The following is a 12,706-nucleotide window of genomic DNA, read 5'->3' as shown; positions in this document are numbered from 1 at the left end:
GATCCGCGACTTCCCTGCGACCGAGGAGAATTCGGTGAAAGACAACAACGACATGCCCGGGCATCTGGCGCGCCGGTTCCAGCAGATCGCGGTAGCTGTGTTTCTGGCCGAGGTCGGCGAAGCCGGCTTCGACCTCACGCCGGTGCAATACGCAGCCCTTGCGACCATCAAGGCCAATCCGGGGCTCGACCAGGTGACGCTGGCAGGATTGATCGCCTACGACCGTACCACCATCACCGGCGTTATCGACCGCCTCGTCCAGAAAGGCCTTGCCGAGCGCCGCGCCTCCAGCCGCGACCGCCGCGCCCGCGAGCTCGAGATCACCGACGAAGGCCGGCGCACGCTGCGCAAGATCACCCCGGCCGTGGAGTCCGCCCAGCGAGTCATGCTGCGCGGCCTCAGCGCGAAGGAAGGCGAGGAGCTGATGCGGCTACTGCGCAAGGTCATTGCCGCCGGCAACGAGCTCAGCCGCGCCCCGCTGCGCGAGCTGGAGGCATGACCCCCGTATTTCTGTCCGTAATTGTCGCAGTGCCGCGAAACCTGGAACTAACCTTCGGCTGCTACGGTCGGCAACATTCTGCGTTTAACGCGCGATTAACTTTGCCGCTCGGGAGTTTCGGATGTTCAGGTTCCTCATTGCGGCGACAGCCATCGCGCTCTCGGCCGGTCCCGCGCTCGCCAACGGCCATGGCGGCGGCGACCCTGCTCCGCCGAAGCCCGAGGCCACGACCGCACCGGCGAAGGTGATCCTGACCAAGCAGGGACCCGCGCTCGTCGACCTCAAGGGCATGACGCTCTACACTTACGAGCGCGACACGACCGGCAAGACGTCGAACTGCAACGGCAAGTGCGCCGAGAGCTGGGTCCCGCTGTCCGCAACGGTCGACGCGAAGGCCATCGGCGACTTCACCGTGATCAGCCGCAACGACGGCAGCAAGATGTGGGCGTACCGCTATCGTCCGCTCTACACCTCGCCGGCCGACAAGGCGCCAGGCGATGCCAACGGCAATGCCACGACGTTGCAGTGGCGCGTCGCCCGGCCTGAGAACTAGGTCTCAGCCGGTAGCCCTGCCCACGAGGAAAGTCTCGTGAGCCGTGGAATGACCGATCGCACCGCGCTTATCCGCGCCAGCTAGACCCCGCGTCGACCCGCGCGTTCTGCCCGGGCGGCAGCACCACCACCGTCGCATTCAGCTTCACCCGGTCGAACAGATCGATCACGTCCTCGTTGCGCATCCGGATGCAGCCGGACGAGATCGCCTGCCCGATATACTCCGGCTGGTTGGTGCCGTGGATACGGTAGAGCGTGTCCTTGTTGCCGAGGTAGAGATAGATGCCGCGCGCGCCCAGCGGATTGGCGGGGCCACCGGCGACGCGCGCCGGATAGGGTCCGAGTCGCGCCTGGATCTCCGCTGTCGGAACCCAGTCGGGCCATTCCGCCAGACGGCCGACGCGCGCGACGCCGGAGAAGGCCATGGCTTCCTCGCCGACCGCGACGCCGTAGCGGATCGCCTTGCCTTCGGGCAGCACGAAATAGAGGTAGCGCGCGTCGGTATCGACCAGGATCGTGCCCGGTTGCTCCTTGCGCGGATAGTCGACGATATGACGGAGATATTGCTCAGGCACGTTCGCCTGCGCGTAGGGCGTGTGCGCAAGCAACTGCCGGTCGCGCGGCGTCATGCTCGCATCCGTCGATGGAGAAAGCGTCGTCTGCATGCAGCCGGCGAGCGGAAGCATGGCCATGACGAACAATACGATTCGAGATTTTGGCACCACCGGCCCCCCGATAGCGGATAGCAGCGCCCCCAGCCCCGCCAGATGCTGCCCAAATCGTGCTGAAAAGAAGGCAAAGCGGAACACGTGCACGTGTTCGGCCAGCCTGGTTCCATCACCACAAACGGCGGAGAAGCGTCGCACAGTCTCCATCCCCTCGCCTTGCTTTGGTCAAACCCGGCTGGACTCGTGGGTCATCGTGCGGACTCATCGGATTTGGGATGGGGTCACCTCGACAGATCGGCTCGCGCCAATGCGGACGCCCATACATTAAACACTCGCATTTCAAAGGAGCTGCGATGCTCGCGACGCTGAACTCTAGGCAAATCGTCGATGAGATCGTGAAGGACACGGTCAAGGACAACGATCCGCACGACGCCATTCAGATTTCACCCGACATGGTGCTGGCTTCGCGCCCCATCAGTGGTGCGCCCGCGTTGGCCCCTGAGATCGCAACCCGTCCAGAGCCGAAAATAGATCCGAAATTCGCGCCGGAGCGCACCATCAATCCGGAGCCGAAATTCAGTCCCGTCCTGGAGCCGCAGACGGCAGCGCCCTCGGTTGACACCGCCGTGCGCGTCGCCGCCAGCGATGGTCACAACCGGCAGAAGCGATCCTCCGCCGGCAAATGGCTGCGCGGCGCGTTCGTCATGATCTTGTTTGCGGGCGGAAGCGCGGCCGCCACTGTCGCCTGGGAGAAACATGGCGACACGGCCAGGCAGATGCTTGCCGAATGGACACCTGCATTGACCGCGTTGACCTCGCTGCTGCCTTCGACATCGCGAACGGCGGCACCGGTGACCGCCGCGCCGGTCACGACCGCGCAGGCCGCGCCGCCCGCGGAGCCAGCCGCAACGGATCAAGCGGCAGATCAATCTGCTCAACCTGCGACGCCGCCTGCGGTTCAGGTTGCAACAGCCGCGCCGGTTGCAGCAGCCGCGCCCGTCGCAACGCAGCCCGATCCCGCGGTCCAATCGATGACGCGCGATCTCGCAGCGATGGCGCAGCAGATCGAAGCGCTCAAGGCCAACATCGCCGAGCTGAAGGCCGGGCAGGAGCAGATGGCGCGCGAGATGGCGAAACCGCCCGCGCCAAAGCCGGTGGCTGAGGCCAAGCCGGTCGATCCGCGCGCGCGTGTGTCCACGCTCCCGCCGCGATCTCCGGCGCCTCCGGTTCGCAAGCCGAAGCCGGTCGTGTCGCAAACCTACATGCCGGCCTATTCGCCCGCGCCGCCTGCACCTTCGCAGGCTGCCGCGGCCGCACCGACAGCAGCACCGGTCGCCACGACGCAAGCCGTTGCCGATGACGACGGACCTGTCGTGCGTCCGCCGATGCCGCTGCGCTAGACCAGGCGCGGGCGCAGCGTCGCCGTCGCGACGTCGCCCAAGCTGTCCGAGTCGATACGACGCGTTGAGTCCGGGTAATTACGGAGACCGATATTTCGATCGTCTTCCGTCAAGAGAAAAGGCCGTCGGGATTTATGCCGCCGGCCTTCTCTTGCAGCTGCCGGTTCCCGGAGCCCGGTTCTGCTGCAATTCCATGCCTTATGATCACGTCGACATATTTAATAAAATCTTAACGCGAGCGAATGCTGCACATGATTTCTGCGCCATAAGCACAGAGATTACGCGGCCCGTTCATTCGATAGATATCGACTCAGTGATATCATCCGACATGTGATGAGACTTCCGCCGAAGCTCACGTCGTCATACCGGAGAATTCGAATGCCTTACTATTCCTTCGATCTCGTGGTTGGTGAAGAGTTCAAGAACCAGGGTGGAATCATCCTCGAAGACATCGAGGTCGCTTCCGATCGCGCCGTTCAATTGGCTACCGAGCTGTCGCAGGTGAAGCCGGAGCTGCAACGGAAGGGTTGCGCGGTGCGGGTCACCGATCGCGATCACAACGAGGTCTATCGCACGCCGCTCGATCCCGTACCGGCCTGGCGACGCTAGGCCACGGCGTTTCGAGCGATTTGGAAACCGGTTCGCGTAAAGCGCGTCGAACCGCGACTCAAAAGCACTGTTCCGAGTCGTCGGAACGGGGCCTTAGTCGTCCAGCACCGGCGGCTCGAACCAGTTCGTCAGTGACAATCCGCCGTCGACGACGAAGGCTGCGCCGGTGACGTAACCCGAGAGCTTGTTCGACAGCACAGCAAGCGCCATCGGCGCGAGGTCCTTGGCCTCGCCGAGACGCCCGAGTGGAATGTGCTTCGCCAGCGAGGCATCGGCAACGAACCCGCCCGCCGCGATCGCGCCGGGCACCAGCGCGTTGACGCGGATGTCGTGGCGCCCGAGCGTCTTCGCGAGCTCCTTCACCAGCATCGCCATCCCGGCCTTCGCCGTCGAATAATGCGGCAGGTTGCGCGGCGTGCCCGCGTGCAGCGAGGTGAGAAATAGGAACGAGCCGGGCCGTTTCGCCGCGATCAGCCGTTTTGCCAGCCCGCGCGCCAGATGGAATCCGGCATCGAGATTGACGGCATGCATCTCCTGCCAGGTCTTGCGGTCGACCGCGAGCGCATGATCGGCCTCACGCCGCGGCGGCGATGCGCTGTGCACGAAATGCGAGACCTCGCCGAGTGCCTCCGCGGCGGCCAGCAGGGCATCGCAAGCATCTGACCTGGCGAGATCGCCGACCCACGGCACCGCCAGTTCAGGCCTGCCGCTCGCGCTGATCGCCGCGCTCACCCGTTCCAGGCTGACATCGGCGAACACGGTCCGAACGCCCTCGCCGACCAGCGCCTGCGCAATTGCGCGGCCGATGCCGTTGCCTGCGCCGGTGACGAGGGCCGTGTCGCGTGCGGGGTCGAACGGCGTGCTCAACAGGCTCATGTCGCTCTCCGTGGCCAGGACGGGGTGACGATAGCGCACCGCACCGGGGAGCGACAAATACGTCCCGACACCATTGCGGAGTGGCTTGCCGGACGCTAGCCTCCCCAAAAAACGGAGGAGATACCAAGAATGCGCACCGGTTTCCTGATCGCAGGTCTGTTACTGCTCGCCGCGCCGGCCCAGGCCGCGGACCATCCGCGCTCGACCTATGTGACGATGGTCTTGCAGGCCTTCGCGGCCAGGGTCGAATGCCCGAACACCGATCTTGTCTATCAGGACCTCGTGCAGAAGGCGCAGCAGATGCAGCTGCCGGACGGCACCACCGAGAAGGTGCGCAAGGCTATCGCCTGGATGCACACCGGCGGCAAGATGGGCGAGAAGCAGGACGACGATTTGATGGCCGAGGTCGCGGTCGCGACGCAGGCGACCGACATGGACCAGCGCCGCCTCGGCATGCCCGGCTGGTGCGAGGCCCAGAAGACCAACCTCGCCGGCCTGATCCGCAGCAAGGGCGGCTAGGCGCTCTCTTGCGGCGTTAAGCACGCGGCGGCGGAACCGTCGCGGCGGCTAACTATCGTCATAATCCTCGACACCATGCGGCGTCTTCGAATTCGAACAGGAGAGCCCACATGCGGAGTATCCATTTCGTTTTCGCCAGCGCATTTGCGGCCGCCACGGTGCTGACCGCGCCCGCTTTGGCGAAGAATTCCGATGCCCAGAAAGGCGAGGAAAAATCCACCTCGTCATCCTGTAGTGCCTACCAGCAGGCGCCCGACGGTTCGTGGGAACCGCTGCCGTGCAAAGAGACAGGCGAGCGTCCCCAGCCGCAGACACAAAATCGCACTCCGCAGCCGGACGCCGACCGCGGGGAGCGCTGAGCGCGCTGGCCGCGGATCAGCTCTGGTGCGGGCCGCGGATGATCTTCATGGCGTCCTCGATGTGACGCCACTCCTTGGCCTCATCGGCCTCGCCGCGGCCCTCACAGGCCTGTGCCTGCTCGGCGGCCTTCGCAATCGCAGCGAAACCATGTTTTTCCAGCATCTGACGCGCGATGGTGTGGACCTGGATCTCGGATATCATTGGCGCTCTCCTGTGCAGGAAACCGCGGCGCCTGGCTTGGCGCGCCGCGGCCTCTGACAACGATTTCGCCGCAGGTCCCGTTCCGCCCGCGATCGATCACATCGGCAGGCCTGGAATTTGACGTGACGAGCAAGCAAGACAAAGGCGGTCCGCTATGCCCAGCGGACCGCCTTCTCACCCACCCCAAATTTGCGGTGTACCGGCCGGATCCCCTACCCGACCGCCGCGCGCTTGCGCTCGATATCGTTCGGCACCTCGATATCGACCTCCAGGGTCGATACCTCGTCGCCGCGCTCGAGCCGGACGATGACCTTGGTCGGGTCCAGCGTGACGTGCCTGGACACGACAGCAAGAATTTCCTCACGCAGCACGCCGAGCAGATCGGGCTGGCCGCGCAATCCGCGTTCATGGGCAAGCAGGATCTGCAGCCGTTCGCGAGCGACCGGGGCAGTGGCCTTCTTGCCGCGGAGAAGCCGAAGCAGACCCATGCTCATGCAGCCCTCCGTCGCAGCAGACGATCCATGAAGCGCCTGCGCTCGGCCGGAACCTGCATCGGCACGGTGTCGCCGAACAGCCGCCGCGCCGCGTCCATATAGGCCCGCGCCGGCGCTCCATCCGCGTTCGACAGCGTCACCGGCGTGCCGACATTGGAGGCCTTCAACACATCCTGGCTTTCGGGGATGATGCCGAGCAAGGGCGTGGCAAGGATCTCGAGGATGTCGTCGATGGTCAGCATCTCGCCGCGCGCGGCGCGCGAGGCATCGTAGCGGGTGATGAGAATGTGCTTCTGGACGTGCTCGCCTTTCTCGGCCCGCACCGTCTTCGAATCGAGCATGCCGATGATGCGGTCGGAATCGCGCACCGAGGAGACTTCCGGATTGGTGACGATCACAGCCTCGTCGGCAAAGCGCATTGCCATCGAGGCGCCGCGCTCGATGCCGGCCGGGCTGTCGCAGATCACCCAGTCGAAGCGGTCGCGCAAATCGTCGATGACCTTGCCGACGCCCTCTTCCGTCAGTGCGTCCTTGTCGCGGGTTTGCGAGGCCGGCAGCAGCCAGAGATTCTCCAGCCGCTTGTCGCGGATCAGCGCCTGAGGCAGCTTTGCGACGCCCTGCACTACGTTGATGAGATCGAACACCACGCGGCGTTCGGCGCCCATGACGAGGTCGAGGTTGCGCAGGCCGACGTCGAAGTCGACGACGACGACCTTGTCCCCGCGCTGCGCCAGCGCAGCCCCCAGCGCAGCGGTCGTCGTGGTCTTGCCGACCCCGCCCTTGCCTGATGTCACGACCAGTACCTTACTCATCTGAAATGTCTCCTTTGCTGGTCAGTTCAGTGCTGTAATTCGCATGGTATTCCCCTGCAGCCAGGCCTGCGCCGGCTTGCCGCGCAAGGCGGCGTCAATGTCGTCCGCAGTCTGGTAAAACCCATCAATTGCAAGCAGTTCAGCCTCGATCTTCTGACAATAGATGCGGGCGCTCGTGTGCCCGTTGACCCCCGCCATGGCACGGCCGCGGAGCGCGCCGTAGATGTGGATGGAACCGCCGGCGACGACTTCGGCGCCGGAGCCGACCGAGCCCAGAATGGTGACGTCGCCCTCCGGGAAGATCACGGTCTGGCCCGAGCGCACCGGGCTGTCGAGCAGGAGCGAGGTCGGCTTGGTTACGGCCTTCGCCTCGGCCTTCTTCGGCGCGCTCGGCTCGACCACGCAGCTGCGCCCGCCTGAGAGCAGCGGCGGCATGGTCGGCGTCAGCCGGCCCTCCTCCACCCCCTCGATCCCGAGCACTCGGATGCCCCGGTCGTGAAGGCTGCTGAGCAGATGGCCGATGCCGGACTGGCTGAGATCGACCGAGGACAGATCGATCACCACAGGCCGACCGGCGAAGAAGCCCGGCGAGCGCGCGATCGTGGCGTCGATCTCCTGCAGCCAGTCCTGGATCGGAACCGTCGGCACGAACACGAAGGCCACGTAGGAGCGCCCGCGCAGGCGAACCATTTGGCGTTGGACTTTTGCTGCAGCCTCCATAGCGGCCGACTCGTTCCCCGTTATTGAATGGTTAACGATGCGGCGGATTTGGTTAACGGCCAGTTAATTTCTTCGTGGGCTACGCGAGGTGGTAGACCAGTCCGTCGCCAATATGGCCCTCGCCCCAACTCGGCGGTCATCCGCGGGCGCAAGCCATGGAGCGCAACGTACCTCAGGGAAGGCCTCGAAAGGTGCGCAGGAAAGGCCTGCTACTTCATCGATACCGTCGTGGCGACTTCTCGCGGAGATATCGAACAAGGAGCTCACTGCAATCGACAGACATGAGTGGCGTGGCTGAAACGCGACACTATTCGGCTCCTGGTGGAGCATCGGCAAAGCCGGCAGATCGGAGTGGCGCTTCGGCCTGCTTCTGCTTGACGAGCCGGGCGGCGCGCTCGGTCAGTATTAAGCCGAGTAACGAGGAGGCGATCACCAGGACCACGGTGGCGTTCAGCATGGCTTGATCGATTAGCCGTTGGCCGGACGCGTTCACCGTCGCGTACGCCACGAGCGCGACCGCGAGCGTGGCGGCCACCTGGGGGATAGTCAACGCGAACATCAGTTCCCGCTCTGAGTGACCATACCCGAGCCACCGGCCTGCGGCCTCGGCAGCAAGCCATTTCCCACCGAACAGGGCAACGAGCACGCCAAGCACGAGCAAGGAATGGTGGCTCAACGTGTTAAAAAAGACCTTGAAGTCGACCAGGAAGCCGGCGGCAATGAAGAAGACCGGAATGAACAAGGCCTGGCTCATGACTTCGAGCGATTCGTCGTGATCCAACTCCCCGAATGCTCGCTTCAAGCTCACGCCTGCGAGAAAAGCGCCGATGATGCCCTCCATGCCGATCCATTCCGCGACCTGCGCGGAGACCGCCATCGTCACAAGCATAATCAACGCGCCGGAAACGCGGCTTGTCCCGAAGGTATTCAGCAGGCGCTCGACGAGCCAGCTTAGTCCGAAAAGGACCGCGGGTACGTAGATCACAAGCCACGCAATCGTCTTCATAACGCCGACGGGTTCAAAGCCCTGGACGTGGATCGGCACGCAGATCGCAAGCACCAGGATCGACAACATGTCGGTGAAGAGCGTCGCTCCCACCGTCACGACGGTCGCCTCAAGACCCATCAACCCCTTATCCTTGACGATCGGCAGCCCAAGCAGCGTGTGGGAGGCGAGAATAGCGCCAACGACCGCGCATGCATTGGCGGAGTAGCCGACCGCTGCCGCGATACCGATCGCGAAAATGAAGGGACAGGCGAAAGTGAGGAAGCCGAAGGTCGCAGCCTTGTTTCGGGCTCGTTGAAACTGCGTGAAATTCACCTCGAAGCCGGCGAAGAACATCAGCAGGAGCTTGCCGAGCTCTGCGAAGAAGCTGACGACCTTTCCGTCTGGATTAAGGACCGAAAGCACGTTCGGGCCGAGAAGGACACCCGCGAGGATATATCCGACCGGACGCGGAAGATGCAGGCGTTCCATAAGATTGGGAAGCACCAGCGTGAGAATCAACGTCAGCGCGAAAGACGTCAAAATCGGCAAATGGGAAAAGAATTCCAACCCACCCCCCCTCGGCGTCAGATCCTCTTTCTGCGCTGATGGTAGAGGCATTTCCGATGGGATGGAACCGGCCAATTTCGCCTTGCGATCTCTGATCCGCGCAAAAAGATTGCCGAGGGCAGAATGAGGGCTGGGTCGTCGCGTCTTCGTTGGTCTCGGCCGTTAACCCGCCCGGCCGCGATGGGCCAAGCAGGCATTACCAATTGACCCTCACCCCCACCTTCCCGTCGTAGGCGAAGCCGCCACCGTCAAACCGGCTCTGATATGACGCATTGGCATATACCGTCGTTGTCGACGTCACCTGCCCGCTGATCCCGACGTTGACCTCTCCCCACAAGCCGCCGAGATCGGCGTGAAACGGAACGAAGCCGGCCTCCGACGAGAACAAGGTTGTCGGATTGCCGCGAAATTCGTTCCAGAGGTTCGGGCGTATCCAGGCCGTGATCGTGCGCACGCTGTCGTCGAGGGCCCAGGTCCGGCCAAACCGGGCACCGATCCGGGCCGCGAGCGAATCCACATTCGAAAAGCGTATCTGCGCCGCGATATCGCTGGAGTCGTTGACGTGGATGTTCTGATAGACCAGCTGTGCTTGCGGCTCGATGAAATATCCGCCCGCGAACTTGAATGGATATCCACCCTCGATCGAGGCCGCCGCGCCCTGGGCGCCGGTCTTGAACGCGGGGATGCCGCGATCTGCCGAGCTCCTCATGTCGTAGAATGTGCCCTGCAGGACCGCGTCGATGTACCAACCGGTCGGTCCGAAATGCGTCCAGTATCCGCCGAGCGTATAGGCAGCAAAATCGCTGTCACCGATCTGGCCATCGAAATGCGCAACCCGTCCCTTCGCCCCACCGATCGCGAAGTAAGCGCCCGCCTGATCCCGCGAGCCATCCGGAGCATCGTGCCGGTAGACATCCATGCCCGCCTGCAACGCAGCGAAACTGTAGGCAATGCGTGGACCGGCAGAACCACCGAGCACACCGAGACCGTCGCCCTGCTGCACGCCGTTGACGCCGATGATGCGGCCCCATCCGACTTTCGCGTTCTCCGGATTGGAGCGGAAGCGTGAATCCTCTTCTTCGCCCACGCGTTCATGCAAGGAGTCGATGAGATTGCGACCATACAGAAGCGCCATCGACGGCAGCGCTGCGTAGAGCGATGTCTCCTCCCGATAGTCGGGAATGTCGTCGCCGCCGCCGCCCCCACCTCCGCCTCCGCCTCCGCCGCCTCCACCTCCGCCGCCTCCGCCTCCGCATCTGGGCAGATTGGGATGAGCGACGCAGTCGAGTGTCGAGCGCAGATACCAAGCCTGAGGATTGCTGGCATCCACGCTGGACCGGAACAGGGTGTATTCAAAGGGCCCCGCCACAACCGGCCGCGACAAGCTGAAAGCGCTCGCCGTCGTGGTCGCGCCGTTGATGGCGTCCACCACGAGAATGCCGTTGCCCGTGGTGAGCGCACCGGCGCCGGTGGTGTTGGCAATTCTCAGAAAGGTGTTGCCGCTCGCGGTGCCGCCATCGATCACGAGCCTGTCTGAGGGTGAGCCGTCGGTCCCAAGGAACGCGTTCATCGCGATCGTGCTGCTTTGACCGAAATAATTCACCGCCGTGAGTGTCTTGTAGCTCGACAGCAATGTCGGATCGCCGGAAGGCGGCGTGAACTGGATCTCGCTCGAGACATGGATCAGATTGGTGACATTCGAATTACCTGTCATGGTCCAGAGCGAACCATCACGGAGCGTCACGTTGGAGGTGCTACCGGCATCCGTGAGCGCGACGCCCCGCAGGATCGACGCCACCGCAGCCAGGTTGAGCGTGGCACCGCCGCTGACGTTCAGCCATTGCCCATTGTTCACGATAGCTTCAGAGCCGGTCAGGCTGACATTGCTCGTGCCGCCGGGGGCAGCGATCGAGGCACCGTTTGGACTTGTCATAATCGCACCCACGGTCGCATCTCCACCGCTGACGTTGAGAGCGTTCGCGCCGGCGCCATTCGCTGTCAGATTGCCGGTGACGGACAATGTACCGCCGCCCGTCACCGCCGCAGCATGAGCGGCCGAACCCGTCGTGGTGACATCGACGCCTAAGGCGTTGATCGATGAGCCGGCTCCTGTGGCCAGCAGGCCAATCGCCGACGCACCGGTGGTTTTGACAGTCAGGTTTCGGAGCCCGACGCTGCCGGCGCTGTCCGCCTGTACGCCGTTGGCATTGCCGCCGCTGGTGCTGATGGCGGTCTCCTCGGCCGAAATCGAGCTGCCGGCGCCGGTTGCCTGGAGCGCAATGGCTGAGCTGGCGCCCGTGCTGACGCTACCGCGCAGCAGCGTGATCGTTCCGGCGGATGCGGCCTGGGCGCCTGTCCCATTGCCGCTGCCGGGGACGGTGACGGTCACATCGGTCACGCTGATCGCGCTGCCGCCGCCGCTCGCCTGCAAGCCGATCTCGCCGCCGCTCGTGCCCGTCGCTGCGACGCTGCCGCCACTCAACGTGACGGTCGCGCCGCCCAACGCCTTTGCGCCGACATCTCCGCCGGCGCCGGAGACCGTGACGGCGACGTTGGTTGCCGTGATCGTGCTTCCCGCGGATTGCGCAAACAGGCCGGTCTCGCCGCCACCATTGCCCTGCACGGTGACCGCGCCCCCGCTCAGCGCGACCGTGCCGGCGCCATCTGCCTTTGCACCGACATCATTGCCTCCGCCGCCCGGCATAGAGATCGTAGTGCCCGTCGATGTGACCTGGCTGCCGACGCCGGTGGCCCAAAGAGCCGTGTTGCCGCCACCACCGGCCGCGTAGCTGATTGTGTCATTCGATAGGATGATCCGGCCCGTGTTGGTCGCCCGCGCGGCGACGTTGTTTCCGGAGCCGTTGAGATTGACGGTCATTCCGGTCGCCTGGATATCCGAACCTGCGCCATCCGCCAGCAGCGCTATCCCACCGCCACCAAATGCCGGCTTGATGGCGGCGCCAGCCTGAAAGATAACATGGCCACCACTTAGCGCCTCAGCCGCGATACTCCAGTTGCCATTGATGCTGGATCCGGTGCTGAAGATTATCGTGCCGTTGGTATCGGCCAGCGCGCCGATGCTGCCCCCGTTGTTGGGATTGATGGTGACGTTGTTGGTGGTGATCCCGGCGCTCGTGCTGGCGTGAACGGCGGGCGAACCGGTCAGCGTGGCGCCCGGATTGATGGTGCAGGTTCCGGTGGCGAGCGTCACGGTGGAATTCGGCGCAACCGCGCATGATTGCGCCGAGGCGGCGTCAATCGCGATCCCGAACCCGACCAACAACAGCGCGGCGAGAAGGCAGCTGTTGTGAGCGATGCTGTTACGGCGCGGATAACGACGGGTCTGGGCAAAGCCTAAGTCCAGAAATGCGGGAATCCGATTGCACACGCCGTCCATCGCGCTGCTCCCTTCAGGAATGCCAGTCTTCAATGCTGACAAAT

At 64.1% G+C, this 12,706-nt stretch carries 14 protein-coding genes; 6 read left to right on the top strand and 8 right to left on the bottom strand.

The features are described from left to right. The first annotated feature begins 34 nt into the window (after nt 1-34). Nucleotides 35-499, top strand: a complete 465-nt coding sequence (locus AB7008_RS24470; protein WP_248883141.1) for a MarR family winged helix-turn-helix transcriptional regulator — start codon at nt 35-37, stop codon at nt 497-499. 121 nt (nt 500-620) lie between these two features. Beyond that, nucleotides 621-1,052, top strand: coding sequence for a COG4315 family predicted lipoprotein (locus AB7008_RS24465; protein ID WP_028161174.1), 432 nt, complete (start codon nt 621-623; stop codon nt 1,050-1,052). A gap of 67 nt (nt 1,053-1,119) precedes the next feature. Here AB7008_RS24465 and AB7008_RS24460 read toward each other — a convergent pair whose 3' ends face one another. Further along, the gene (locus AB7008_RS24460) at nt 1,120-1,737 is read right to left on the bottom strand and encodes a L,D-transpeptidase (protein WP_166105773.1); all 618 of its coding nucleotides are present in this window, start codon (nt 1,735-1,737) and stop codon (nt 1,120-1,122) included. A gap of 335 nt (nt 1,738-2,072) precedes the next feature. Between AB7008_RS24460 and AB7008_RS24455 the strand changes: the two genes are divergently transcribed. Further along, nucleotides 2,073-3,119 (top strand): hypothetical protein, encoded by a 1,047-nt coding sequence (locus AB7008_RS24455; RefSeq protein WP_304494091.1) that lies wholly within the window; start codon nt 2,073-2,075, stop codon nt 3,117-3,119. Nucleotides 3,120-3,497: 378 nt separating this feature from the next. Continuing rightward, nucleotides 3,498-3,728, top strand: a complete 231-nt coding sequence (locus AB7008_RS24450; RefSeq protein WP_027530842.1) for a DUF6894 family protein — start codon at nt 3,498-3,500, stop codon at nt 3,726-3,728. Between the two features lie 93 nt (nt 3,729-3,821). Here the strand turns inward: AB7008_RS24450 and AB7008_RS24445 are convergent, their stop codons facing one another. After that, nucleotides 3,822-4,604: an SDR family NAD(P)-dependent oxidoreductase gene (locus AB7008_RS24445; RefSeq protein WP_283018710.1), complete on the bottom strand. Its 783-nt coding sequence runs from the start codon at nt 4,602-4,604 to the stop codon at nt 3,822-3,824. Between the two features lie 129 nt (nt 4,605-4,733). Between AB7008_RS24445 and AB7008_RS24440 the strand changes: the two genes are divergently transcribed. Together AB7008_RS24440 and AB7008_RS24435 are read left to right on the top strand one after the other, a co-directional pair. Further along, nucleotides 4,734-5,123, top strand: coding sequence for a hypothetical protein (locus AB7008_RS24440; RefSeq protein WP_028151781.1), 390 nt, complete (start codon nt 4,734-4,736; stop codon nt 5,121-5,123). Between the two features lie 110 nt (nt 5,124-5,233). After that, nucleotides 5,234-5,482 (top strand): hypothetical protein, encoded by a 249-nt coding sequence (locus AB7008_RS24435; RefSeq protein WP_304494090.1) that lies wholly within the window; start codon nt 5,234-5,236, stop codon nt 5,480-5,482. A 16-nt stretch (nt 5,483-5,498) separates the two neighbouring features. Here AB7008_RS24435 and AB7008_RS24430 read toward each other — a convergent pair whose 3' ends face one another. The 6 genes from AB7008_RS24430 to AB7008_RS24405 form a co-directional block, all read right to left on the bottom strand. Then, a complete protein-coding gene (locus AB7008_RS24430; protein ID WP_028161169.1) occupies nt 5,499-5,684 on the bottom strand; it encodes a hypothetical protein in 186 nt (61 codons plus the stop codon). A 212-nt stretch (nt 5,685-5,896) separates the two neighbouring features. After that, the gene (minE, locus tag AB7008_RS24425) at nt 5,897-6,178 is read right to left on the bottom strand and encodes a cell division topological specificity factor MinE (protein ID WP_014495657.1); all 282 of its coding nucleotides are present in this window, start codon (nt 6,176-6,178) and stop codon (nt 5,897-5,899) included. Further along, nucleotides 6,175-6,990: a septum site-determining protein MinD gene (minD, locus tag AB7008_RS24420; RefSeq protein ID WP_014495658.1), complete on the bottom strand. Its 816-nt coding sequence runs from the start codon at nt 6,988-6,990 to the stop codon at nt 6,175-6,177. The genes minE and minD overlap by 4 nt, the downstream gene beginning before the upstream one ends. Before the next feature lie 21 nt (nt 6,991-7,011). Beyond that, nucleotides 7,012-7,710, bottom strand: coding sequence for a septum site-determining protein MinC (gene minC / locus AB7008_RS24415; RefSeq protein ID WP_028161168.1), 699 nt, complete (start codon nt 7,708-7,710; stop codon nt 7,012-7,014). Nucleotides 7,711-8,017: 307 nt separating this feature from the next. Beyond that, on the bottom strand, nt 8,018-9,265 hold the full coding sequence (locus AB7008_RS24410; RefSeq protein WP_304494089.1) for a cation:proton antiporter: 1,248 nt from the start codon (nt 9,263-9,265) through the stop codon (nt 8,018-8,020). A gap of 196 nt (nt 9,266-9,461) precedes the next feature. Beyond that, complete coding sequence (locus tag AB7008_RS24405; protein WP_441259660.1) at nt 9,462-12,662, bottom strand: autotransporter family protein; 3,201 nt, start codon at nt 12,660-12,662, stop codon at nt 9,462-9,464. Nucleotides 12,663-12,706: the final 44 nt, after the last annotated feature.

It is taken from the genome of Bradyrhizobium sp. 521_C7_N1_3 (genome assembly GCF_052075975.1).
Classification (GTDB): domain Bacteria; phylum Pseudomonadota; class Alphaproteobacteria; order Rhizobiales; family Xanthobacteraceae; genus Bradyrhizobium; species Bradyrhizobium japonicum.
Note: the sequence above shows the minus strand (reverse complement) of the source record. Positions and strands in the feature narration are given on the sequence as shown.